General features: G+C 56.4%; 20 protein-coding genes. 14 read left to right on the forward strand and 6 right to left on the reverse strand.

Annotated features, from left to right (window positions below):
• The first annotated feature begins 82 nt into the window (after positions 1-82).
• The gene (locus tag LC059_RS12390) at positions 83-1,594 is read left to right on the forward strand and encodes a flavin-containing monooxygenase (protein ID WP_226704182.1); all 1,512 of its coding nucleotides are present in this window, start codon (positions 83-85) and stop codon (positions 1,592-1,594) included.
• Between the two features lie 139 nt (positions 1,595-1,733).
• Positions 1,734-3,314 carry a phospholipase D family protein gene (locus LC059_RS12395; RefSeq protein ID WP_226704183.1) on the forward strand — a complete coding sequence of 527 codons (1,581 nt, stop codon included), beginning with the start codon at positions 1,734-1,736 and terminating at the stop codon, positions 3,312-3,314.
• A gap of 87 nt (positions 3,315-3,401) precedes the next feature.
• Here the strand turns inward: LC059_RS12395 and LC059_RS12400 are convergent, their stop codons facing one another.
• The 3 genes from LC059_RS12400 to LC059_RS12410 form a co-directional block, all read right to left on the reverse strand.
• Entirely contained in the window at positions 3,402-4,196 is a 795-nt protein-coding gene (locus LC059_RS12400) for a transporter (protein WP_226704184.1), read from the reverse strand.
• Positions 4,197-4,361: 165 nt separating this feature from the next.
• On the reverse strand, positions 4,362-5,252 hold the full coding sequence (locus LC059_RS12405; RefSeq protein ID WP_226704185.1) for a DegV family protein: 891 nt from the start codon (positions 5,250-5,252) through the stop codon (positions 4,362-4,364).
• Positions 5,253-5,375: 123 nt separating this feature from the next.
• Positions 5,376-6,821 (reverse strand): sugar porter family MFS transporter, encoded by a 1,446-nt coding sequence (locus tag LC059_RS12410; protein ID WP_226704186.1) that lies wholly within the window; start codon positions 6,819-6,821, stop codon positions 5,376-5,378.
• A gap of 222 nt (positions 6,822-7,043) precedes the next feature.
• Here LC059_RS12410 and tilS point away from each other — a divergent pair, with 222 nt between their 5' ends.
• The 12 genes from tilS to rpoS all read left to right on the forward strand — a co-directional run bounded on the left by tilS (position 7,044) and on the right by rpoS (position 19,325).
• On the forward strand, positions 7,044-8,342 hold the full coding sequence (gene tilS / locus LC059_RS12415) for a tRNA lysidine(34) synthetase TilS (RefSeq protein ID WP_226704187.1): 1,299 nt from the start codon (positions 7,044-7,046) through the stop codon (positions 8,340-8,342).
• A 125-nt stretch (positions 8,343-8,467) separates the two neighbouring features.
• Complete coding sequence (locus LC059_RS12420; RefSeq protein ID WP_226704188.1) at positions 8,468-10,096, forward strand: CTP synthase; 1,629 nt, start codon at positions 8,468-8,470, stop codon at positions 10,094-10,096.
• 100 nt (positions 10,097-10,196) lie between these two features.
• The gene (kdsA, locus tag LC059_RS12425) at positions 10,197-11,042 is read left to right on the forward strand and encodes a 3-deoxy-8-phosphooctulonate synthase (RefSeq protein WP_226704189.1); all 846 of its coding nucleotides are present in this window, start codon (positions 10,197-10,199) and stop codon (positions 11,040-11,042) included.
• 117 nt (positions 11,043-11,159) lie between these two features.
• Positions 11,160-12,446 carry a phosphopyruvate hydratase gene (gene eno / locus LC059_RS12430; protein WP_226704190.1) on the forward strand — a complete coding sequence of 429 codons (1,287 nt, stop codon included), beginning with the start codon at positions 11,160-11,162 and terminating at the stop codon, positions 12,444-12,446.
• Positions 12,447-12,671: 225 nt separating this feature from the next.
• Positions 12,672-12,986 (forward strand): septum formation initiator family protein, encoded by a 315-nt coding sequence (locus LC059_RS12435; RefSeq protein WP_226704191.1) that lies wholly within the window; start codon positions 12,672-12,674, stop codon positions 12,984-12,986.
• Positions 12,983-13,732, forward strand: coding sequence for a 2-C-methyl-D-erythritol 4-phosphate cytidylyltransferase (ispD, locus tag LC059_RS12440; protein ID WP_226704192.1), 750 nt, complete (start codon positions 12,983-12,985; stop codon positions 13,730-13,732). The genes LC059_RS12435 and ispD overlap by 4 nt, the downstream gene beginning before the upstream one ends.
• Entirely contained in the window at positions 13,729-14,223 is a 495-nt protein-coding gene (gene ispF, locus LC059_RS12445) for a 2-C-methyl-D-erythritol 2,4-cyclodiphosphate synthase (protein ID WP_226704193.1), read from the forward strand. The genes ispD and ispF overlap by 4 nt, the downstream gene beginning before the upstream one ends.
• A complete protein-coding gene (truD, locus tag LC059_RS12450) occupies positions 14,220-15,221 on the forward strand; it encodes a tRNA pseudouridine(13) synthase TruD (RefSeq protein WP_226704194.1) in 1,002 nt (333 codons plus the stop codon). Before ispF ends, truD begins: the two co-directional genes overlap by 4 nt.
• Positions 15,222-15,322: 101 nt before the next feature.
• Positions 15,323-15,994: a protein-L-isoaspartate(D-aspartate) O-methyltransferase gene (locus LC059_RS12455; protein WP_226704195.1), complete on the forward strand. Its 672-nt coding sequence runs from the start codon at positions 15,323-15,325 to the stop codon at positions 15,992-15,994.
• Positions 15,994-16,941: a DUF368 domain-containing protein gene (locus LC059_RS12460; protein WP_226704196.1), complete on the forward strand. Its 948-nt coding sequence runs from the start codon at positions 15,994-15,996 to the stop codon at positions 16,939-16,941. Before LC059_RS12455 ends, LC059_RS12460 begins: the two co-directional genes overlap by 1 nt.
• A gap of 209 nt (positions 16,942-17,150) precedes the next feature.
• A complete protein-coding gene (locus LC059_RS12465; RefSeq protein ID WP_226704197.1) occupies positions 17,151-17,984 on the forward strand; it encodes a peptidoglycan DD-metalloendopeptidase family protein in 834 nt (277 codons plus the stop codon).
• 255 nt (positions 17,985-18,239) lie between these two features.
• Positions 18,240-19,325, forward strand: a complete 1,086-nt coding sequence (rpoS, locus tag LC059_RS12470; protein ID WP_226704198.1) for an RNA polymerase sigma factor RpoS — start codon at positions 18,240-18,242, stop codon at positions 19,323-19,325.
• A 90-nt stretch (positions 19,326-19,415) separates the two neighbouring features.
• On the opposite strand, the gene LC059_RS12475 is transcribed toward rpoS, so the two are convergent.
• From LC059_RS12475 to LC059_RS12485, 3 genes are all read right to left on the reverse strand, one after another.
• The gene (locus LC059_RS12475) at positions 19,416-19,784 is read right to left on the reverse strand and encodes a YdbL family protein (protein ID WP_226704199.1); all 369 of its coding nucleotides are present in this window, start codon (positions 19,782-19,784) and stop codon (positions 19,416-19,418) included.
• Entirely contained in the window at positions 19,784-19,996 is a 213-nt protein-coding gene (locus LC059_RS12480; RefSeq protein WP_226704200.1) for a YnbE family lipoprotein, read from the reverse strand. Before LC059_RS12480 ends, LC059_RS12475 begins: the two co-directional genes overlap by 1 nt.
• 196 nt (positions 19,997-20,192) lie before the next feature.
• Positions 20,193-23,318 carry a YdbH domain-containing protein gene (locus LC059_RS12485; protein ID WP_226704201.1) on the reverse strand — a complete coding sequence of 1,042 codons (3,126 nt, stop codon included), beginning with the start codon at positions 23,316-23,318 and terminating at the stop codon, positions 20,193-20,195.
• Between the last annotated feature and the right edge of the window lie 338 nt (positions 23,319-23,656).

Here is a 23,656-nt window from a genome sequence, read left to right on the forward strand (position 1 = left end):
GTGGTCCGATATTGACTTCACAAGGCCAGGAAAACTCGCGACACTGTGGGTACAACAATAATACCCGTGCCGTGAGACTGCGATGCCTGTACAACATTTTGAAACCCTGATCATCGGTGCCGGCCTGTCCGGTATCGGCACCGCCTGCCACCTGATGCGTGACTGCCCCGAGCAGCCGTTTGCGATCCTGGAGCGCCGTGAGCGTATCGGCGGTACCTGGGACCTGTTCCGCTATCCGGGTATCCGCTCGGACTCCGACATGTTCACCTTCGGTTACAGCTTTCGCCCATGGAATGGCGACCAGGTGTTGGCCGACGGCCCATCCATTCGCCAGTATCTTTCGGAAACTGCCGAGGCCTACCGGGTCAGCGAACACATTCATTTTGGCGTGGATCTGAAATCCGCAAACTGGAGTAGTGCGCGCCAGTGCTGGGAGTTGTCCGGTACATGTGGCGGTGAGCCGGTGCGGTACACCTGTTCGGTACTGATTTCCTGTACCGGCTATTACGACTATGCAGAGGGGCACGCGCCGGCCTTCCCGGGGCAGGACAACTACACCGGGCAACTGGTGCACCCGCAGCACTGGCCGGAGGACCTGGATTACGCAGGCAAGAACATCATTGTGATTGGCAGCGGCGCCACCGCGGTGACCCTGGTACCCGCACTGGCGGAAAAGGCCGCCAAGGTGACCATGCTGCAGCGATCGCCCACCTATATCCTGTCCATGCCCGGACGCGACCGTTTGCTGGCGCTGTTGAATAAGCTATTACCGGAATCCTGGGTGTACCGGTTCGCCCGCCGCCGCAACCTCACCCTGCACCGGTTGCTGTTCAAGCTTTCCAAGCGCTGGCCGAACCTGATGCGCCGCTTGATTCTGCGCGGGGTCCGGAAGTCTCTTGCCGGCAGTACCGATATGCGCCACTTTACCCCGAACTATCAACCCTGGGACCAGCGCCTGTGTGCGGTGCCCGATGGCGACCTGTTCGAGGCAATCAAGTCTGGGCGCGCGTCCGTGGTAACCGACGAAATTGATGCCTTTACCGAGCGCGGTATCCGCCTTAAGTCCGGCGAGGAACTGGCCGGGGATATCGTGGTGACCGCCACCGGTCTGAAATTACAGTTGCTCGGCGGTATGTCCCTCAGTGTGGACGGGCAGGTGGTGGATATGCGCAACCGCCTGACCTACAAGGGCGTGCTGATGGAAGGCGTGCCAAATATGGCGTGGGTTTTTGGCTACACCAATGCCGCGTGGACACTGAAGTCAGATCTTTCAGGGGCCTATATCAGTCGGCTGCTCAAACACATGAGGGCGTCTGGTTACGGTGCTTTCCTGCCGCTGGACCGTGAGGGCTGTGTTGCGGAGGAATCGGTGATGGCGGCACTACAGTCAGGTTATGTGGCCAGGGCTGACCATCTTTTACCTCGTCAGGGCACTAGGTATCCCTGGCGGTTGCTGAACGATTATGAGCGCGACAGCAAAATATTGCGGGAATCGCCGATCGAGGATGGCGTTCTTCAGTTTTATCCGGCGAACCGTGGAAAGGCCGTTGTCACGGAATCTACTCGCTGCGACAAAGCCCCGTCGCCGCATTAGCCAGTACCTGCGTTGGGGTTCGGTGAAGCGCATTGCCATGGTGATGAGCGGCTAGACTCTATTCTGAAGACACACCTGCCGAGTCCCCGCGTAAGTGCGGCGGGGTGGCGGGGTCGCCGTTAGCAGATTCTTCAGAGTTATGATTCCAATACGTGCATCCCTGATACTGAGCCAGATGTTATTTGTGCTACTGCTCGCGGGGTGTGGGGACTCCAGCGACACCGGAACAGGGATGGCCGCGCAGCAGAGAACAGTCACAACCAGCCTGAAGCCCGCCACCGATTCCCGGCTCGCTGAGGGGATTCGCGATGCCGCAGCGGAGCATGCGAACGATATGTCGGGCTTTTACCTGCTGCGCGACGGCCTGTCGGCGTTTGTCGCCCGCGCGGTACTGATTGAAGAGGCCACAGTCTCCCTCGACCTCAAATACTATATCTACCAGGACGATAGCGTCGGCCGCCTGCTCACCAGCCTTTTGCTGAAGGCAGCGGATCGCGGCGTGCGTGTACGCTTGCTTGTCGACGATCTCGGCACCCGAGTGGTCAATCCCTGGATACTGGCATTGGATCGGCATCCAAACATGCAGATTCGGGTATTTAACCCGGTAGAGGGGCGCAGTGGTATCAAGCGCGCACTGGAGCAGGCGGTAAATTTGGGGCGCATCAATCACCGCATGCATAACAAGTTGCTGGTTGCCGACGGGCTGGTGATGATTACCGGTGGGCGCAATATTGCCGATGGTTACTTCTCAAAATCATCGGTGGAGTTTCTCGATGTAGATGTACTTTCCATTGGTGAAGTGCTGCCGCAGTCGAGTGAGATTTTTGACCGCTATTGGAATAGTCCGGTTTCCGTTCAGGTGTCGGAGCTGTTGATCGCCGATGATGATGAACACAGCCTGGAGGAGTTGCGCAAGCGCACTCAGAAACTGCTGGCCGATGAAGAAGGCAGTGAGTTTACCCGTGCTCTAGAACAGTCGAAAATGGCGGCAGAGCTCGCCAGTGGCAACATTCCTTTTCATTGGGGAAAAGCACGCTTGATGGCGGATCCGCCGGAAAAGGCGCTGGGCAAGGATGATATTCCCCGGGAGGAATATCCCGGCTATCAACTTGAAGAAATTATTCGCGATGCCAAGGAGCGGGTGAGCATCAGTGCCGCCTACTTTGTGCCTGGTGTGATTGGCGTCGACCTGTTTACTGGGCTGGAAAAACAGGGCGTCAATGTGGGGGTCCTGACAAACTCCCTGAGCAGTAACGATGTGGCGATCGTCCACGGCGCCTATGCTCGCTATCGCGAGCAGCTACTGAGTGCGGGGGTTGATCTGTGGGAATTGCGTGTCGTTGCCGGGGAAGAACGGCGCAAGAAGTGGTTTCGCGGCGATTCAAAAGCCACGCTGCATGCCAAGACCTTTGTCATCGATCACAGCCAAGGGTTTGTCGGCTCCATCAACCTCGATGGTCGCTCCCTGCTGTGGAATACGGAAATTGGCATGTTGATGGAAAGTGCCGAAATTAATCAGGAGTTGCACGCCCTGTTTGAGGAGTGGGTCGCGCCGGATTCAGCCTGGTCAGTGCAGCTTTCTGAATCCGGCAAGCTCGAATGGCATGCGGAAGGTGATGACGGCGATGCGATCGTGAAGCACAAAGACCCGGATACCACTTTGTGGCAGAGAACGCTGGCCTGGGTGCTTTCCTGGTTGCCAGTGGAGTCCCAGATTTGAACGGACACTTCCTATGCCGGTGTTCACCTCTCAATTCGGTAGTCCATTCAGTAGTCCATTCAGCAGTCCAATCAGTAGCGCCGGATGTTACTTGGGAAATAGCATTACCCAGTTCAAACGAAACCCCCAATCCTGCCCACCGGTGGCAGGGCTCTCGGCGTAGTAGCGCGGTCCCGCCTGGATCTGGTAGGTCTGCTTGCCGACCTTGAATACCTTCGCCACCAGAAAGTGCACGGGCACATTCCATTGTTCCGCTTCCCAGTCATAGGTGGACTCTGTCTGCAGTGTATAGGTCCAGGACGTGGGGGTGTTGTAGGCGAGGAAGGGTTGTACAAAGGTGCTGTTCACATCGGCGCGGTTGTCATTGCCGGCAAAGGACCAGATATGGTTTACGAGCCCACCAATAGTCCAGGGTCCGGTCTGTTTCAGTACAACGCCGGTGGGGCCGGCACCCCATTTTTCAGTGCCTAAAAGTGGTTCGGTTCCCGTCGGTAGCAGAAAAACCGGCCCCACGCCCCAGGTGACGCCACCCTCGGTGGGCTCTTTGGGAGAGAAAAAGGCGCTTTGCACCGTGTCGCTAAGGCCGGTTTGGTCTCCGCTGCCAGGAAAGATCTCCTCCTGGCTCACCACCGGTAAAATCGTGCGGCTGATGAGGTTCCAGTCCTCTCCGATCGAAATGGGTATCACTGGCTGGATATTCAGAGTGTATTTGCGTCCTCCCTCTACCGGGCCATAGCGATTGTCCCAGTTGTGCTGGAACGGCACACTGATCAAGTCAGAAACTGGGTTGCTGAGTTTCTTGGCGAGGTCGGAGTCGGCGAGGGCATTGACGCTGGAAAGGAAGAGAGTCGGTACGAGTAGTGCGGCGAAACAACGGTACATCTTTTTCACCATAATTGGAAAGTCGTAAAACGGCTTCCCTCAGTTTAGATATCCCGGGCGGTTTTTGTTTCTGCGCGACGTGTTGCTCAACGAAAAATAGGAAAGTGGAGAGAGAGGGGGAGGCTTAGGCGACACTTCCATGCCGCCTGGGGAGAAGGGGCGCTGTTACTTTGCAGCAACTGCGAGGGCTACGGTGCCCGGGCCAAGGTTGATGCCCCCGGAAAGGCTCATCACCGAGCGATAGATTTTCACCTTGTGCTCGGCGGCTGTTTTTTCGAATTCCTTGAAGCCGGGTACCTTTTCAAGATCCTTCAGCGGGCCGGCAATGCTGACGACGACGGCAGGCATCAGCAACTCGTTTGCGACCATTTTTTCCGTTGCCAGCTCGAACAGGCGGCGGGTGCAACCGTCGTAGGTTTTCACCGTGTCGGCAACCCCGGAACCCTGGTAGGTCATTGAGATAATAGGGTGCAGATTTAGCGTGCGGGCCATAAAGGCTTTCATCCAGCTTACGCTTTTTTCATTCTTCTGGCGGCCGCGTTCACGCAAGTAATAGATATCCTTGATGGTTGCGTAACCCACCATCTTGCGCCCGAACTCTTCCGCGCGGGATTTGATCTGTGCGCCGGTTAATCCCTTTTGGATCAGCGAGAGCGTGTAAAGCGCCAGCAGCCCCTGTCCGGAAAATAGCGTGTGGGAGTCCACCGCGTTGATCTGTGTCTCATCATTCGTCAGCTTGCCCGCAACTTTCTGCGCATTGGCAAAGGTCGGACTGTTTGCGCCATTGATGGTCTGGACCACGATATCTTTGTGGCCGTTGCGCATTAGCTTTGTCAGCACTTCCTCGATTTCGTCCTCGCCCGCGGGGCCGGACTGAACCTGGTGGGAGCGGTCCACCAGGTTGAGGGAATAGAAGTGGTTCATTTGTGCGGGGTTGCGCTGATCCCCGAATGCGTCCTTGCCCACACTGACGGAATGGGGTAGCACCGGGATCTTGTACCTGCGCAGGAATTCATCGGGGAGATCGCAGCCGGAATCGACGACTAACTGAACCATGGGAATACCTCTTATTTTCTGGTTCGCTGTCGGAGGGATTAGGCGCCAAATGTAGCACTTCGTCACAGTTTGCAACAGATGCAACCCCTTGGTTGATGTCGCAAACTGTGACTGTCAGGTCGTTCAGCCGCGCATCTGTTCCAGTTCCAGCCCCTTGGTCTCGTGCACCATATAGATCACAAAGGCGACGGAAAGCAGGGCGAACAGGGTGTAGATACCGTAGGCGCCGGCGAGGCCGATACCAGTCAGCATGATCGGGAAGGTCATGGTTATGCCGAAGTTGGCACCCCATTGGGCGAGCCCGGATACCGCAAGGCCGGAGCCGCGGATCTGGTTGGGGAACATCTCTCCCAGCATGGTCCACATGGCCGGCCCCCACGAACCATTGAAAAAGAATACATAGGCGCTGGCCGCGACCAGTGCCAGTAAACCCATACCCTGGGACAGTTGCAGGCCGCCTTCGGCACCGATGGTGGCGGTGGTGAACGCAAAGGCCACCAGTCCCAGAGTTACCGCCATGCCGATGGAGCCCACGAGAAGCAGGGGCTTACGGCCAATCCGGTCAATCAGCGCCATGGTGATCAGGCAGGCGCCGATGCTCACACCACCGGAGATTATATTGATCAACAGCGCGTCGGACTCCGAAAAGCCCACGGCCTGCCAAAGCACAGCGCCGTAGTAGAACACCACATTGATACCCACCAGTTGCTGGAAGATGGCAAGGCCGATACCGACCCAGACGATCTTGCGCACCCTGCCGACACGTCGGCCGGCTTTTTCCAGCAAGTCGCCGAAGTGTGGGCGGTGGTCTCCGGCCACAGACTTGCGGATACTTTCGAGCTTTCCGGCTACCGCCGCCTCCCCATACAGCTTGCGCAGTACGTCAGTGGCGCGGGAGGTTTGCCTGGACAGTACCAGGTAGCGGGGGCTTTCCGGAATCAATAGCAGTGCGAGGAAAAACAGGGTGGCCGGGGCAATCTCAATCCAGAACATCCAGCGCCAGGCGTTGTAACCCATCCACCACTCGTTGACCGCGGAGCCAGCTAGATTGGCGAGCCAGTAGTTACTTACGAAGGCCGCGAACAGGCCGGAGATGATGGCCATCTGGTTGATAGTTGTTAGCCGCCCACGAATGGCTGCCGGTGCAATCTCACTGATATACGCGGGTGACATCACGCTGGCCGCTCCCACCGCGAGACCGCCGAGGATGCGATAGAACACAAACTCCGGAGAGCTGGTGGCGATGCCGGATCCCCAGGCGCTGATTATGAACAGTACCGAGGCAATCAGCAGCAGGGTCTTGCGCCCCCACAGGTCTGCCAGTCGCCCGGCAAAGAAGGCGCCCACCGCGCAACCGAGCAGCATCGAGGCCACATTGAACCCGGTCCCCGCAGTATTGGAATTGAACGCCTGCTGCAGGCCGGTCACGGTGCCATTGATTACACCGCTGTCAAAACCGAACAGAAAACCACCGATGGTGGCGACGCTGCAGATCAGAATTATGTATAGGAGAGAGGGGGATTCCTCGCGGGCCGCGAGGTTTTCGACAGAGTTCTCAATCGCTTGCATGAGATTACTTCCTGCTTGTTTTTATCATTGGTCGCCCGGCGGGCATTTATCGCTTGCAAGTGTGACCCACTGCCAAGGTGAAAGCGTCCTACTTTAGGTAAAAAAGTAAAGTAGGACGCTCCACTTCCGGGTCGAAGAGTCATTGGCCCTGCAGCGCGGTATACTCCGCTCGCGGCCCATGCCCGCACAAATTTTTTAAACCCTCTAGTCAATCGACCTTTCATGTCCGATCACTCAACCAATCTGACAGATTCAGTGCGCCAGACAATGCTGCGGCACCCACCGGCGCGGCACCTGTGGCTCGGGTATTCCGGTGGGCTGGATTCCACGGTGCTTCTGCACCTGCTGGTGCGCTCGGGAGTTGAAGTGACGGCACTGCACGTTCACCACGGCCTGAGCGTGAGGGCGGATCATTGGCTGGCGCACTGTCAGGCGCAGGCCGATCGATTGGGGGTGCCTTTTCAGGCATTGCGGGTCCAGGTAGATCGTCGCGATGGGGGAATGGAGCAGGGCGCGCGAACCGCCCGCTACCGGGCCTTCGCCCAGGTGATGGCACCTGGGGATCAGCTTCTGCTGGCCCACCATGGTGATGATCAGGCGGAAACCCTGCTGTTGCGCTTGATGCGCGGTGCCGGGCCACGAGGCCTGGCGGCGATGGCGGAGTCCCGAGCACTGGAAGAGGGTAAATCGGTCTTGCGACCTCTATTAAAGGTGCCTCGTGCGGAGCTGGAGGCCTACGCGCATACCGAAGGATTGGAGTGGATCGAGGATGACAGCAACGCCGACCTGTCGATTGACCGAAATTATATCCGCAGTCAGGTTTTGCCTGCGCTTGCGGCCCGTTGGCCGTTGGTAAACCGGATCGCAAGGGCGGTGGAGAACCTGAGGGAATCCGCCGAATTGCTGGAAGACCTGGCGGAGCGTGATCGATCGGACTGTGGTGTCCGCCAGGAGCGCTTCGGTGAAAGCATCGCACTGGATGGGTTTCTATCCCTGTCAGCAGCGCGTCAGAAGAATCTGCTGCGCGGGTGGATTGATGCCAGTGGCGGCGAGATGCCTGAGGCAGTGCAGTTATCCCAGGTTCTGATGCAAATTCGGGCTGCCGATGATGCTCAGCCGACCGTCGCCCTCGGGGGGTTGGTGGTACGCCGGTATCGTGATCGCCTTTATCTCACACCACAATTACCTCCTCTTGGCGAATCGACAGCAGAGGAGTGTGCCTGGCAATGGGACGGTGTTGGCGATCTGGAACTTCCCGGTGGCTGGGTGCTTTCTGCCCACACCGCTTGGCTGGGGGCGGACTATATTGTTCGCTATCGCACTGGCGGCGAGCGGGCCAAGCCGGCCGCACGCGCCCACTCCCAGACATTAAAGAAGCTGCTGCAGGAGTATGCACTGGAGCCCTGGCTGCGCAGCCGGATTCCGCTGGTGTATTCCAGTGGCGAGCTTGTGGCGGTGGGGGACTTGTTTGTCACCGCTGGAGGGCCTACGGAACCGCCAATCTGGCGTTTTTCAGATTGAGCGGGAACAGCCTTTCTGGTAGTCTGGCGTCCCATCTCAAAGGCACCGGGTTGCGCGAGGTTGCGCCCCCAGAGCCAGTTCCGCACGCCCGAACTCGTCGGGCATTCAACTGACCAAGGTTTTGCATGACGCGCTATATTTTTGTCACTGGCGGCGTGGTTTCCTCATTGGGGAAAGGTATCGCTTCCGCTTCTCTGGCTGCCATTCTTGAAGCCCGTGGCCTCAAGGTCACCATCCTGAAGCTTGACCCTTATATCAACGTGGACCCGGGCACCATGAGCCCCTTCCAGCACGGCGAGGTCTATGTGACCGAAGATGGCGCCGAGACAGATCTGGACTTGGGCCACTACGAGCGTTTCATCCGCACGCGCATGTCCAAGCGCAACAACTTCACCACCGGCCGCGTATACGAAACCGTACTGCGCAAAGAGCGCCGTGGTGACTACCTGGGTGGTACCGTACAGGTAATCCCGCACATCACCGATGAGATCAAGCGCCGCGTGATCGAAGGCGGTCGCGACGTGGACGTCGCCATCGTTGAGATTGGCGGTACCGTGGGTGACATTGAATCCCAGCCGTTCCTGGAATCCGTGCGCCAGCTGCGCGTGGAGATGGGCATCAACCGCGCACTGCTGATTCACCTGAGCTACGTGCCGTACCTGGGCACTGCCGGTGAAACCAAGACCAAGCCTACCCAGCACTCCGTGAAAGAGTTGCGCTCCATCGGCCTGCAGCCGGATATCCTGCTGTGCCGCTCTGAGCGCGCCATCGACGATGACTCCCGCCGCAAGATCGCCCTGTTCACCAACGTGGAAGAGCGCGCGGTCGTGCCTCTGCCTGATGCCAAGACCATTTACGGCGTGCCGCGCATGCTGCATGAATATGGTCTGGATGACATTGTGGTGGAAAAGCTCCAGCTGGAGTGTGACGCGCCGGATCTGTCCGAGTGGGACGAGGTGGTAGACGGCAAGCTAAACCCGCAGCACGAAGTGAAAATTGCCATGGTCGGCAAGTACATGGAGCTGCTTGATGCCTACAAATCCTTGATCGAATCCCTGGTGCACGCAGGCATCAAGAACCGCACCAAAGTGAACATCGACTTCATCAACGCGGAAGATGTGGAAGGCGAGAATGGCCTCGACCTGATCAAGGATGCCGACGCGATTCTGGTGCCCGGCGGCTTCGGTGAGCGCGGCCTGGAAGGCAAGCTGGAATCCGTGCGTTACGCCCGTGAAAATAATGTGCCCTTCCTTGGCATCTGCCTAGGCCTGCAGTCCGTGGTCATTGAGTACGCGCGCAACGTACTGAACCTGGAAGGCGCTAACAGCACCGAGTTCGACGCTAAGAGCCCGCATCCGGTCATCGGCCTGATTACCGAGTGGATTGACAGCGAAGGCAATGTCGAGAAGCGCGATGAGAAGTCTGACCTGGGCGGTACCATGCGTCTTGGTGGCCAGGAGTGTCGCCTGACGAAAGATTCCAAGGCTCGCGAAATTTACGGCAAAGATGTAATCGTCGAGCGCCATCGTCACCGCTACGAAGTAAACAACAACTACGTAGACCGCCTGCAGAAAGCTGGCCTGAAAATTGGCGGCTGGTCTGCGGACGACACCCTGGTGGAAATGGTTGAGCTGCCGGAGCACGAATGGTTTGTAGCCTGTCAGTTCCACCCGGAATTTACCTCCACCCCCCGCGACGGCCACCCGTTGTTCGAGAGCTTTGTAGCGGCAGCGTTGAAGCACAGAAAATCGTAATTTGATGTGCTCAGGGTGGGGCGGTGAGACACTGACCCGCCCGGAATTGCCAAAAGAATTTGAGCGATGACCAGCCCCTGTCTGGCTCAGGATGAGAAAAATGAAAAATATCGAAGTCGGCAATCTGCAGGTTGCCAATGATCGCCCGTTCACCCTGTTCGGCGGGATGAACGTACTGGAGTCCCGCGATATGGCCATGAAAGTGGCCGAGCACTACGTCAACGTTACCGACAAGCTGGGTATTCCCTACGTTTTCAAGGCCTCCTTCGACAAGGCTAATCGCTCCTCTATTCACTCCTACCGGGGTCCCGGTATGGAGGAGGGCCTGAAGATTTTTGAAGAGATCAAAAAGACCTTCGGCGTCCCCCTGATCACTGACGTACACGAGCCCCACCAGGCAGCGCCGGTGGCGGAAGTGGTCGATGTCATTCAGTTGCCTGCGTTCCTCGCCCGTCAGACTGACCTGGTTGCCGCCATGGCCGCTACTGGTGCGGTAATCAACGTGAAAAAGCCCCAGTTTATGAGCCCGCCACAGGTGAAAAACGTGGTGGAAAAATTTGCTGAAGGCGGCAATGAAAAGATCATTTTGTGTGAGCGCGGCGCCTGCTTCGGTTACGACAACCTGGTCGTCGACATGCTCGGCTTCCGCACCATGATCGATGCCTCCGGTGGTGCACCGCTGATCTTTGATGTTACCCATTCCCTGCAAATGCGCGACCCGGGCGGTGCTGCCTCCGGTGGTCGCCGCGGCCAGGTGACCGAGCTGGGTCGCGCCGGCCTCGCCATCGGGATTGCCGGACTGTTCCTGGAAGCACATCCGAATCCGGAAAAGGCCCTGTGTGACGGCCCCAGCGCACTGCCCCTGGAAAAGCTCGAGCCTTTCCTCGCACAAATGAAAGCGGTGGACGACCTGGTGAAAAATTTCGAACCGCTCGATACCAAATAATGTAAAAACGAATAACTAGAATGAGTGGCCCTGAAAAAAGCGGCCACCACATCCAAACCTCACAGAAGTGATTTTTAGGTCTAACTATTTCTTGAATACAAGGAGCCCGTAAAAACAATGAGCAAGATTGTTGCTGTAAAAGCGTTTGAAGTATTGGATAGCCGCGGTAACCCCACCGTTAACGCCGATGTGATTCTTGAGTGTGGCGCGGTAGGTTCTGCCTGTGCACCGTCTGGCGCTTCCACTGGCTCCCGCGAAGCCCTCGAGCTGCGCGACGGCGACAAAAGCCGTTACCTGGGTAAAGGCGTACTGAAAGCAGTTGAGAACATCAACGGCGAAATCGCCAGCCTGCTAGTTGGCAAAGACGCTAGCGATCAACGAGCCCTCGACCAGGCCATGATCGACGCCGACGGCACTGAGAACAAATCCAAACTGGGCGCCAACGCCATCCTCGCCGTCTCCCTGGCCGCCGCCAAAGCTGCCGCTATCTCCAAGGGCATCCCCTTGTACCAGCACATTGCTGAAGTAAACGGCACTCCGGGCCAGTACACCTTGCCGGTACCGATGATGAACATCATCAACGGTGGTGAGCACGCCGACAACAACGTCGACATCCAGGAATTCATGATCCAGCCGGTGAAAGCGAAGACCTTCGCTGAAGCACTGCGCCAGGGTGCTGAAATCTTCCACGCCCTGAAAAAAGTACTGTCCTCCCAAGGCCTCAACACTGCGGTAGGTGACGAAGGTGGCTTCGCCCCCAACCTGCCGTCCAACGAAGGCGCCCTGAAAGTGATTGCCGAAGCCGTTGAAGCCGCTGGCTACAAACTGGGCGATGACATCACCCTGGCCCTGGACTGCGCATCTTCTGAATTCTACAAAGACGGCAAGTACAACCTGTCTGGCGAAGGCAAAGAATTCGACAGCGCGGGCTTCGCCGACTACCTGGCGGAACTGTCCGAGAACTACCCGATCATCTCCATCGAAGACGGCATGGACGAAAGCGACTGGGACGGCTGGAAAATCCTCACCGACAAAATCGGCGAGAAAGTGCAGCTGGTAGGTGACGACCTGTTTGTAACCAACACCAAGATCCTCAAAGAAGGTATCGAGAAGGGCGTAGGCAACTCCATCCTGATCAAGTTCAACCAGATCGGCTCCCTGTCCGAAACTCTGGACGCGATCAAAATGGCCAAAGACGCCGGCTTCACCGCGGTTATCTCCCACCGTTCCGGCGAAACCGAAGACACCACCATCGCCGACCTGGCCGTTGCCACCGCCGCTGGCCAGATCAAAACCGGCTCCCTGTGCCGCTCCGACCGCGTAGCCAAGTACAATCGTCTGCTGCGCATCGAAGCCGAGCTGGAAGGCAAAGCGCCTTACCGCGGCATTGCTGAGTTCAAGTAATTCAGGAAGCCCGGTAAACTGGCTAAAACTCGCTTCGTAGCGCGTGCTTGGAAGCGAAGGCTCTGATATCGACGGCCCTTCCCGGGACCGTCTGCGGCCAGGACGGCCGCAGCCGAGCCCCCATGGATGGGTTAACGGCGTGTCCCAGGAAGGGCCGTCGGTAGCAGAGTCGCCACGGAGTTTATTTCGTGAGCACTACCCTTTGAGCCAGAGAGAACAAAACAAATGAAATGGCTGCTGGCTATCCTCACCGTACTGTTGTTGATGACCCAATACCGATTGTGGGTGGGAGAGGGCAGTTTTGCCGAAGTGACGCGTCTTGAGCGCGAACTGAATGAGCAGCAGCAAAAAAATACCGCCCTTGCACGGGAGAACCGTCACCTGTTACGGGAAGTCCGTAGCTTGAAAGAGGGCACCGACGGCGTAGAAGCCAAGGCCCGCTACGACCTCGGCCTTATCAAAGAAGGCGAAACCCTGTTTATTTTTCTCGATCAGGATAAGCACAAAAATCCTGCGCAGTCACAGCGAGAAAAAGAATGAGTAACACAATCAGCCCAGTGGAACACGCATACTGGGTCGTGGTCCCCGCTGCCGGATCCGGTAAACGCATGGGGGCAGAGAAACCCAAGCAATACCTCAGCCTCGCCGGCAAACCCCTCATTGCCCATACCCTTGAAAATATCCTGGGCTGGCCCGGCTTGAGCGGGATCGTCGTCGCCATCGCAGCCGACGACCCAGAATTTCAGACATTGAGCGCCGCACAGGACCCCAGAGTCCACACGGTTACCGGTGGTGCCGAGCGCGCAGACTCCGTCCTCGCCGCCCTCGAATACCTGAGCCAGCAGGCCGGCCCAGAGACCATCGTGCTCGTCCACGATGCCGCCCGGCCACTGGTGAGCCAGAAAGATATTCAGAGCCTGTTGAGCGCCAGCCCCATCGCACTGCTCGCTCAACAGGCCAGCGACACCATCAAGCAGTCGCAGTGCGACGGTAGCAAAACACTGGTAAGCCAGACCCTGCCGCGAGACCAGATCTGGCTCGCCCAGACACCGCAAAAATCGCCACTGCAGGTGCTGCAACAGGCATTGAAGTTCGGACTTGAACATAATCCCCAGGCCATCACCGACGAAGCCAGCGCACTCGAGCTGGCGGGGCATAAACCGGAACTGGTCGCTGCCTGCCGCAGTAACTTCAAGATTACCCACCCCGCCGACCTGGTACTGGCGGAGGCATTGCTGCAACACCGGCAAACTCTCGAGCAACTTCAGTCAGGAGCCGAACAATGAGCTTCAGAATCGGCCAGGGCATTGATGTCCACGCCTTCGGCCCCGGCGATCACGTCGTCCTCGGCGGGGTCACCATCCCTCACGAGCAAGGGTTGGTGGCACATTCCGACGGAGACGTGCTGCTGCATGCACTGGCCGATGCCCTGCTCGGCGCACTGGCGCTGGGTGATATCGGCAAGCACTTTCCCGATACCGATGAAAACTATTCCGGTGCCGACAGCCGTGTGCTGTTGCGCCATGTTGTTGGCCTGATCCACCAGCGCGGCTACCGCGTGGTCAATGCCGATGCGACCCTGATTGCCCAGGCACCCAAAATGGCTCCGCATATCGTCGCTATGCGCGAAAGAATCGCCACCGATTGCGAGGTTCCAATGGATGCGATCAGTGTAAAGGCCACCACCAGCGAAAAGCTCGGCTTTACTGGTCGTAAAGAAGGTATTGCAGCACAGGCCGTGGTGTTGCTGGAATCAACTGGCGGAAGTGCTGCGTGAGCGAAGATCACTCAAACTGGAATCTGGACTGGCCGCGGGCCCTGGGCGGCGCCGCCATTCGCGCGGATTTTCGCACTGAGCCAGAGGATTTTGTGGTGGACGAGCTGGCTGCGCCAGAACCCGCTCCGGTACCCGGAGAGAGTGAGCATGTCATCGTGCAGGTCCGAAAGCGCGGCGCCAATACGGGTTATGTAGCGCAGCAGCTGGCTCAGCTGGCGGGAGTGCAAAGTAAAGACGTTGGTTACTACGGGCTCAAAGACCGCCATGCAGTCACTACCCAGTGGTTTAGTGTATGGCTGGCACAGAAGCCAGAGCCGGACTGGCAGCAGGTAAATGATGAGGAGATCAGCGTTCTTCAACACTTTCGCGGGTTGAGGAAGCTGCGTCGCGGCGAACATCTGGGCAATCGCTTTCAGATTCGCCTGCGCAATGTGCAGGGAGACCGCGATGCTGCCGAAGCCGTCCTGGCCAAGGTGCCGGCAGGGGTCCCCAACTATTTTGGCGAACAACGCTTTGGCCACAATGGCGGCAACCTGGATCTGGTGAACCGCATCGTCGCTGATGAGGAGGCGGGAAAGCGCCGCAGGATCCCGCGCAATCAGAAGGCCTTTGCCATGTCTGCCGGGCGCAGCTGGCTGTTCAATCAGGTGCTCGCTGCCCGTGTGGAACAGGGCAACTGGCTACAAGTGATTGCTGGTGAACCCGAAGAAGCCGGATCTGGGCCGCTCTGGGGCCGCGGTCGCAATCCTGCGGGTGACGAGCAGTTGGCGCTTGAGCAGGAGGCTATGGCGCCCTGGAAGCCTTGGTGTGACTGGTTGGAGCACTGCGGTCTAAGCCAGGAGCGGCGCGGGCTGGTGCTGCAGCCCCAGGGGTTCCAGGCCCGCTGGGAAGGGGATGACCTGATTCTGAATTTTGCACTGCCGCCGGGCACTTTCGCCACGGCAGTTTTGAGGGAAGTGGCAGAACTGGCCAATCTGTCCGCTAGCACAATAAAATAATCGACAACAAAATGTGACCGGTGGCACAGGTGTGGCCCCGGCCAGTCGCCGGACACTGTGTGGATACCGGCGATCCGCTTGCAGGGAGACTGTGCGTCCTTATGGATCGATTTAGACACGAAGGTCTGGGAATGACATCCCAGCGCACCCGTAACCGCCTGATTCAGCGCCTGCGGGATGAAGGCATCAGCAGTGAAGAAGTGCTGGATGTAATGGCTTCTACCCCTCGTCACCTGTTTCTCGACGAGGCGCTGGCCATCCGTGCCTATGAAGACACGGCGCTGCCGATCGGTTACGGTCAGACCATCTCCCAACCTTATATTGTCGCGCGCATGACCGAGCTGCTGATCAGTCGCGCTCGTTCCCGTGCCAGGGTGCTGGAAGTCGGTGCCGGCTCCGGCTATCAGACTGCGATTCTGGCGCGCCTGGTCGACAAACTGTATTCGGTAGAGCGCGTCGAGCCGTTGCTGATCAAAGCCCGGCAGCGTATGCGCGAGCTGGGCATATTCAATGTGGAAATGCGCCTGAGTAATGGCGGCTTTGGTTGGCCTGAGCAGGGGCCTTTCGACGCGATTCTGTGCGCGGCCGCACCGGCTACTGTTCCCGACGAGCTGAGAGAGCAGCTGGCCCCTGGCGGAGTTCTGGTCATCCCGGTGGGGAGCGACAGACAGTATTTGACGATTGTCACCCGCAGTGAGGATGGAAGCCGCTTCGATGTGGAGAAGGCTGAACCGGTACGCTTTGTCCCGCTGCTAAGCGGGGTGGTTCGCTGATGCCCCAACCAATAAATCACTACCTGGGCGTAGCGGCGCGCGGGTTGGCCATGGGGGCAGCGGATGTGGTGCCCGGTGTGTCCGGTGGCACGATTGCCTTTATTACCGGTATTTATCAGGAACTTCTGGACTCCCTCAGCCGGATCGGACCGCACACGGTTACGGTTCTGTTCAAGCAGGGAGTTTCTGCGGCCTGGCGTCAGATCAACGGTACCTTTCTTTTGGCCCTGTTCTCCGGGGTCCTTGTCAGTATTTTTAGCCTCGCCAACCTCATCAGCTATCTGCTTGAAGAATATCCCATCGTGGTCTGGAGCTTCTTTTTTGGACTGATCCTGGCCTCTGTTGTGCCCATAGTCCGGCGGGTGCCACGCTGGAGCTGGCAGTGCTGGGTAGCGCTAATCCTCGGTGTAGTAATGGCGGTACTCATCAGTGAGATGCGGCCGCGGGAAATCCCTGCAACGCCCTATACCCTGTTTTTCTCCGGGGCCCTGGCCATTTGCGCCATGATCCTGCCTGGCATCTCAGGCTCTTTTATTCTGCTGATGATCGGCATCTATCCCAAAGTCATTCAAGCGGTCCACCAGCTTCAGTTCAGTGCGCTGGTCTGGTTTGGAGCGGGGGCGGTTACCGGGTTGTTGCTCTTCAGTCGTTTGTTGTCTTGGCTGATGCACCGGTTTCCGTCGGTTACCCTGACCTTTCTGGTGGGTATTCTGATTGGCAGCCTGAACATTGTCTGGCCGTGGAAGTTGGCGGTCGGAAGTTCCAGTGGCGCGGGAGAGGAACTGGCTCCGGTGATGTCCAATGTTTCGCCGGGCGAGTTTGCTGCGGTCTCTGGTGAGCCTTCGTACTGGATCGGGGCCCTGCTGGCTTCATTGGCAGCGGTATTTCTGGTGCTGGCTATCGAATGGATGCACTGGCGCCATGTAAGAAATGTCGCACAGGGATAAGGAGCAATTGCTCACAGTCATTGCAGGCCATATTTCACAAGTAATGGTCGGCTGACTTACAGTTCTGAAGTGTCAGATTCTTTTAAGAAAAGTAATTAACTGATAGCAGCGAAAGCACCAGATTTATTTGTCGCCTACAAGGGATAAAACAGCACTTTTCTTTAGACACTTTTTCCATAAATGCACCCCTTTGATGTAAAAAGAGAATAATGAAACGGCGTATATTTCTACATAAAAACACTGCTTTAACCGCAATTGAAGGGTGTTTTTTGTGCCGTTATTTCTTTTTTCTGTTAAAAATATTCACCATCGCTATTCTCCTTGTTTCGGCTTCAGGGTGTGCCAGCAACCTGGCGCCAACGTCCTCTCTGGGGCAGCCGCCCAGCCAGAGAATTCAGCATCACACGGTCAGTCGCGGTGAAACCCTTTACTCGATTGCTTGGAGATATGGTAAAGATTTCAAGGACTTGGCGTATATAAACCGGATTCCTTCACCCTATCGGATCTTTCCGGGGCAGCGCCTGAAACTTGCCGGTACTGCTCCCGTTCAGGTGGTTAGAAAAGCACCAAGTGCACCTGCGAAGCCTCGCCGAGTCACTGCGAAGAAACCTGCTTCTGTTAAAAAAGTAACGCCAAAACCCGTGGCCAAAACGTCTAAAACGGTCAGTAATAAAAGTGTCATAAATTGGCGCTGGCCAGCTAAGGGGAGAGTTATCTCCCGATTCCAGCCTAACAATGCCCTCAGAAAGGGTGTTGATATTGCCGGGAAAAAGGGGGAATCTGTTCAGGCAGCAGCAGATGGCACAGTGATTTACGCCGGAAGCGCATTGAGAGGTTATGGCAAGCTTTTGATCATCAAGCACAGTGAGGAATTCCTCAGTGCTTATGCCCACAACGACAAGTTACTTGTTGGCGAGGGTGCGAAGGTCAAGGCGGGGCAACGGATAGCGGAACTGGGTTCGAGTGGTACCGACCGCGATATGCTCCACTTTGAAATTCGCAGGAATGGTAAGCCGGTAGACCCCATGGCCTACCTGCCATAACCCGACCGACCAGGTCTGCTCAGTTTTTTGGTGTGGAGAGCCCCCTGTCTAACGCTGTTGTGCAATAAAAATGGACTTTTATTTATAACCACTTGAGGTAGTCACCGGGATCGGCAGTAACTGCCCTGCAGTGACACTACTCACCAGTGAAGGTGAGTTGCCGGGAACGGAGGCTGTCGCGATTGACGGCGACCGATTCAGCGATTGCGAGTTGTCAACGTGGCTGAAACAGGCAAAGTACAAGGAGTTGGGGAAATGGAAGCACAACGACAGGATCACATGGCGTTTGACGCCAGAACAGATCTAACACCCGAGCCAGTGGATCGGGACGAACCCATATCAGAAACCAAAAAAAGCCGTACCCGGAGTAAAACGGCAAAAAAAAGCTCCGAAACGATCTCTCACAAGCCTATCTCTCAGAAAACGGGTTCTTCGAAAACAGTCTCGAAAGAATCCCCTTCGAAAACCTCCATCCGTAAAACGGATGATGCCCACGGGCAAAAGAATCTCGACGCAACCCAGTTATACCTGAACGAAATCGGTTTCTCTCCTCTGCTGACCGCAGAAGAGGAGGTCTACTACGCACGTAAAGCCCTGCGAGGCGACGCGGCCGCGCGCAAGCGCATGATTGAGAGCAACCTGCGATTGGTTGTTAAAATAGCCCGACGTTACGTCAGCCGTGGCTTGGCGTTGCTGGACCTGATCGAGGAAGGAAACCTCGGCCTGATCCGCGCGGTGGAGAAATTTGATCCGGAACGCGGTTTCCGTTTCTCAACCTACGCAACCTGGTGGATCCGTCAGACCATTGAGCGTGCCATCATGAACCAGACGCGCACTATCCGTCTGCCCATTCATGTGGTTAAAGAGCTCAACGTCTATTTGCGCGCATCCCGCGAATTGGCACAGAAACTGGATCATGAACCCAGTGCGGAAGAAATTGCCAGCCTGCTGGAAAAACCCGTAGAAGATGTTGAGAGGATGCTCGGCCTGAACGAGCGTGTGACCTCCGTGGATACGCCGATTGGTCCGTCTTCGGAAAAAACACTGGTCGATACCATCCCGGATCAGCAGGAGTCAGACCCCGCGGAGTTGCTGCAGGACAAAGATCTGTTCGACAGCATCAACCGCTGGCTCAGTGAACTTCCGGACAAGCAGTGTGAAGTGGTTTCCCGTCGCTTCGGATTGCGCGGATACGAGGCCAGTACTTTGGAAGAAGTAGGGCGTGAAATCGGCCTGACTCGTGAACGCGTGCGCCAGATCCAGGTGGATGCGCTCAAACGTCTGCGCGAAGTGATGGAGAGCCAGGGGCTCGACGGCATGTCACTTTTTGCCAACCTGTGATCAGGTGTAGTGACAAAATAGATTGCTTCTTTTCCCTTTAGTAAAGCCCGCAACAGTTGTTGCGGGTTTTTTCATATCCGGACTCTTGAATTACTTCTGCTTCCAGCGGCCCAGGTTGTCCTGATAGTACTCGCCCTTGGACAGCCGCGCCTCCAGTTTTTCCGCCGCACGCGCTGCTACCTGGCTGATATCGATGTTGTTGCGCTTGGCGATGGCAGCGTATTCACGCTTACGCTTGGCATTTACTTCTGTTACCAGTGCTTCGACTTCTGGGGTGGCTCCCTGTACCACGGCGATATAACCACTATTCGCTTCACCCACCAGTCCTTTGCTCTGTGCCTCTTTCAGGGATATGGCACTGGCGGGCAGGGCAATCAACAGGGTGAGGGAAAAGAGACCTGAAAGCAGTTTTTTGATAAATGGTTTCATGGCTGCAGTGGGGTTCCTTTTATCGTTCATTAGAAAATGCCTTCCTTATCTTCAAACAGATCGTCCAGTTCCTTGTCTACTCTGACGCGAATCTCATGCTCGATCTTCACATTCAGGTTGACCGTTATTGGCTCACTGGGCGCTTGCACAGCAACTGTGGGCGTACACGCGCTGGTGCCGGCCAAGCCGAGCGCCAGCAGCAGGCATAGTGCCAAGCGCTTGAAGATTCCTGTTTGTTTCACTGGGTACTCCCGTTACTGTTCAGGGGTTGGCCTGGTTTTACCCGGGGAACCGGGATCGTGTTCGGTGATGACGAGGCCACTACCTGCATACTGTTGATGATTACTATAGATACTGCCGGATTAACCGTAACTGAACAGTGTACAGAAATCGGAGTAATCCTGCGCAGGCCTTATTACCATCTTTTACTCTCCTCTCTCACTGCACCTGTTTTTCCAGAACATCGGTCAGGTCCCGGCTGGCCTGGAGGGAGCGCAGCATGGTGGGAATGTTGTTTTCAAGGTTCAGATTGATGATGAGGTCCCGGTTGGCGTCGATGGCCTCGCTGCGTCCGGTCAGCTTCAGGTCTAGCTTCAGGTCGCCACTCAGTGGGTAGGTGATGGTGCCATTGATATCCCGGTAGTTGTAATCCTCCAGTGCGCCGGCGAGGAGTTTCAACTGGGGGTTGCTACCAAGCATTGCTGGGGAGAAGGCGCCGTAGTAACGCAACCTGCCACCGGGAGGTCGGGACTGAATGGCTCCGTTTTCAACGGTAATTCCCTGCTTATCTGTGACGATGGGGATTTTGGCGTCAAGCAGACCACTTGCGGCAAAGTTCGTCGACTCCATTTCCCGCGCGAGGGCGCCAATGGATATCCCGGTAAACTGGAACTGTGAGCGACGTTCTTCGCCGTTCAGGTTCCAGGTGGCTGACTCGGAGGTCAGGGCGCCCTCCAAAAGCTCGGCGGCGAAGTTTTTCAGCGTGAGGTCGCCATTGGGGCTCAGGGTGAGGGAAAAGTGAAGGTTGTTGAGTGCGACACCGGTATCCACCGTGTCGATCGATACCATGGCCGGTTTCTCTGTGATCCAGTGGTCGCCACTCTGCTGCAGTTTCACCTCCGTATTTACACCCACGGCAAAGCTTTTATTGACCTGAAGCCCGGCATCTTTCATTGCAAGAATGGCACGACCTCTGTCTTTATCTGGCCATTGCAGTCGCGCCGAGGCCTGTACTGAGCCATCGATTATGTCAACGGGCAAGCCCTTTATGACACGGGCGAGTGTGTTATTGGGGGAGAACGCTGTCTCGGGCAGGGTGATTTTCAGTTCGCCTTTGCCGGTCTCCAGGCTATGGGTCCATTGGCTGCTCATCTTTAATGGACCACTGGTAACGGTGCTAACGCCTGAAATCTGCCCATCGCTTAGTGCCAGACGTCCATTGGAAGACACACTCGCTTCGAACTGATCGAGCGCCTGTACATTCAGGTTCTCATTCTGGAATTGCGCCTTTGCATTGAACCCGTGCTTCCTGCCCGGTTTATTGCTGATGGTGATTTCCCGTAGGAATACAGCGCCGCTTATCCCATTTTCTTCCACTACCAGGGGGGAAACACTCAGAGCCATTTCAGGAATCTGGCATTCGGTCTGTTGCCGGCTTGCCGTACAAATGGCCTTTTGGGTAAACAATTCCGGGGCAGAAATCTTGACGGGGCCTGAGGTCATTTCGGTGGCGGCAAGATTAAAATTTGTGAAACTGAACTCGATGCTTTCGCTGGCCGGATTACGTTTGATTGTACCTGTGGTCTCCAGTTCCAGCTGTTCCGCCGAAGTAGCCGCGTCAATCAGATCCAGCGTTCCCAGGCTTGCCTTTATAGCCATAGAGCAATCGACAGCGGGGAGCTTGCTACACTGGGCATTCGTTATTCTTCCTGCTAGCTCCGGTGCAGGCTTTTTCTCTTTTGCTTTTAGGGGGCTTTTCTCTTCGGCCCTGAACTCCAGCTCTGGAATATCGAGGGCCAGCGGGCCCGGCATTTTTGTTGCCGAGATAACCAGGGGCTGTAGTGCCGCCACCTTTACATCGACCGTTTGCCAGCCGAGTGCCGCCAGTGGATTTTCCTTTTGCGGAAGAGAAAGGGAGAATTCTGCCGGTGACGGGCTCTCGATTTGCACTGAAAGCTCTGTTAGGACGGCCGATGTCTGCCCGCTTGTCAGGTTGTTTAGCGAGGGAAGCAGGGCGTTTCCACTGAATCGCTGCCGGCCACTGAGATCATTGACCCTGTAGTGTCCGAAGGTGGCACTCCATCTCGGGCTGTTAAGCAAAGGGGAAAGGCGGGCAAGGTCGTATTGCCCGTTAAACATAATTTGTGGAATGGACAGTTCGGTGGCTAGGGAAACCTCTGTTTGCAGCAGTGGCGTTGCGCTGCTTTCAGCGGGAATCTGTGGTTCCGATATGGGCGTAAGCTCGACAAAAACTTTTCCCTCGACCGAATTCACTACTAGCGGAGAGAGTGTCGATATGTGAAACGATAGCGGCTCTTTGACTTCATACTGAACTGCCAGCGGTGCTCCAAGCATATTTTCTGGCAATTCCGCTGAGAGAGATGAGGCGGCCATTGTAGCAGTGATATTACTCACGCTTGCCAGGCTCTCCAGGTGATCTGGAGTTTGCCCCTGCAGTGTCAGCTCGACCTCGCCGTTTAAGGATTGCGCGATAGAGTTCCAGTCAACGGGTGCCGGGTCACTGGTAACCGCAGTCAGCGAAATATCCAGTTGTTTCAGCAAAGAGACCATGCCATTGGCGTTGAACTGGATCTGGCTTTCCATTGTCCAGACGTCCGCGCTCACAGCACTGTGGTCCGCACCCTTACGGTTTATTTTGCCCTGAATAGTGCTGAGCGGTTGGTCCTCGTAGTTCAGCTGCAACTCAAAATCAACCGCATGGGCTTCAGCGTTGTTTAGCGCAAGGTTAACAGTACAGCTCTCGCAGCGAGAGCTAAGGACCTTCCCGGTGATATTCTGCCCAGGCGTATTTTTTGCAGAGACAGTCAGATAACCGTCAAACTTTTCTGCCCAGTAAATCTGTTCAATCGTCAGTTCCCGAACGGGGACTTTTTTCAGGGCTAGGAGGGTTTCGCTGATCGATAATTGACCATTCCCCGGCGAGGTATCAACCGAAGCGTCCGTTTGCGTAGCAGGCGAGCTGGCACCTCGGGAGGCAGGTTCCGATTTGACTTCCGATGATGATGAAGTGGAAGTCTTCGGGGATCGCAGGGTTACCCTAGCCATGCGAAGCTCGCTTTGCGCGGGTGTCGATGGGTCATTATGCCTTTGTTTGCGGAGAAAAGATCGAAGGTCTGTCAATTGCACATTATCGATGTCGATACCCAAACCTGTGTCGCTGGTCAATCTCAGTTGATCAATATGTGCACTAATCTGGTTGTTTTGACGCGTCAGCGTTAATCCGTGGAGCGCGGAAAGCGTGATTCCTTCTAGCTGATGGTTAATGACTGGAGGTAGCCACTGGTGCCGAGTCAGCCAGCCGGAAACACCCGCCAGCAGGAACAACAGCAGTACACCTGCAACAGCGATAGAAAGGCGGGAGACAGCTCGCACGAAAACCTCGGTTGAGTGGCTTGAGAATCGACGATTAAACGTAGAGACTTGCTAAAGGCTCACTGAAAATCTACTGCGCAAGCGCCTGACGGAGGCCGGCGGTGCTGGTTCGCCAGCCCGGTCGGAATGCTCGTGTATCACATATACACTCCGCTTCCTGCGCGCCGGCGGTCACCGTCAGCCACTTGCTCGCGACTATTTTCAGTTGAGCCCATCTGAGAATAACGACAGGGGCAGTAATTGTGAAATACATGATGACAGTTTTACGCGCTGGTTACACAAAGGGCAGG

It is taken from the genome of Microbulbifer elongatus, from assembly GCF_020524885.1.
GTDB classification, from domain to species: Bacteria; Pseudomonadota; Gammaproteobacteria; order Pseudomonadales; family Cellvibrionaceae; genus Microbulbifer; species Microbulbifer elongatus_A.

Bases quoted from the DNA above. Each gene is read 5' to 3' on its own strand.
- LC059_RS12390 (WP_226704182.1), top strand. From the start codon at position 83: ATGCCTGTACAACATTTTGAAACCCTGATCATCGGTGCCGGCCTGTCC.
- LC059_RS12395 (WP_226704183.1), top strand. From the start codon at position 1,734: ATGATTCCAATACGTGCATCCCTGATACTGAGCCAGATGTTATTTGTG.
- LC059_RS12400 (WP_226704184.1), bottom strand. From the start codon at position 4,196: ATGTACCGTTGTTTCGCCGCACTACTCGTACCGACTCTCTTCCTTTCC.
- LC059_RS12405 (WP_226704185.1), bottom strand. From the start codon at position 5,252: ATGGTTCAGTTAGTCGTCGATTCCGGCTGCGATCTCCCCGATGAATTC.
- LC059_RS12410 (WP_226704186.1), bottom strand. From the start codon at position 6,821: ATGCAAGCGATTGAGAACTCTGTCGAAAACCTCGCGGCCCGCGAGGAA.
- tilS (WP_226704187.1), top strand. From the start codon at position 7,044: ATGTCCGATCACTCAACCAATCTGACAGATTCAGTGCGCCAGACAATG.
- LC059_RS12420 (WP_226704188.1), top strand. From the start codon at position 8,468: ATGACGCGCTATATTTTTGTCACTGGCGGCGTGGTTTCCTCATTGGGG.
- kdsA (WP_226704189.1), top strand. From the start codon at position 10,197: ATGAAAAATATCGAAGTCGGCAATCTGCAGGTTGCCAATGATCGCCCG.
- eno (WP_226704190.1), top strand. From the start codon at position 11,160: ATGAGCAAGATTGTTGCTGTAAAAGCGTTTGAAGTATTGGATAGCCGC.
- LC059_RS12435 (WP_226704191.1), top strand. From the start codon at position 12,672: ATGAAATGGCTGCTGGCTATCCTCACCGTACTGTTGTTGATGACCCAA.
- ispD (WP_226704192.1), top strand. From the start codon at position 12,983: ATGAGTAACACAATCAGCCCAGTGGAACACGCATACTGGGTCGTGGTC.
- ispF (WP_226704193.1), top strand. From the start codon at position 13,729: ATGAGCTTCAGAATCGGCCAGGGCATTGATGTCCACGCCTTCGGCCCC.
- LC059_RS12455 (WP_226704195.1), top strand. From the start codon at position 15,323: ATGGATCGATTTAGACACGAAGGTCTGGGAATGACATCCCAGCGCACC.
- LC059_RS12460 (WP_226704196.1), top strand. From the start codon at position 15,994: ATGCCCCAACCAATAAATCACTACCTGGGCGTAGCGGCGCGCGGGTTG.
- LC059_RS12465 (WP_226704197.1), top strand. From the start codon at position 17,151: ATGAAACGGCGTATATTTCTACATAAAAACACTGCTTTAACCGCAATT.
- rpoS (WP_226704198.1), top strand. From the start codon at position 18,240: ATGGAAGCACAACGACAGGATCACATGGCGTTTGACGCCAGAACAGAT.
- LC059_RS12475 (WP_226704199.1), bottom strand. From the start codon at position 19,784: ATGAACGATAAAAGGAACCCCACTGCAGCCATGAAACCATTTATCAAA.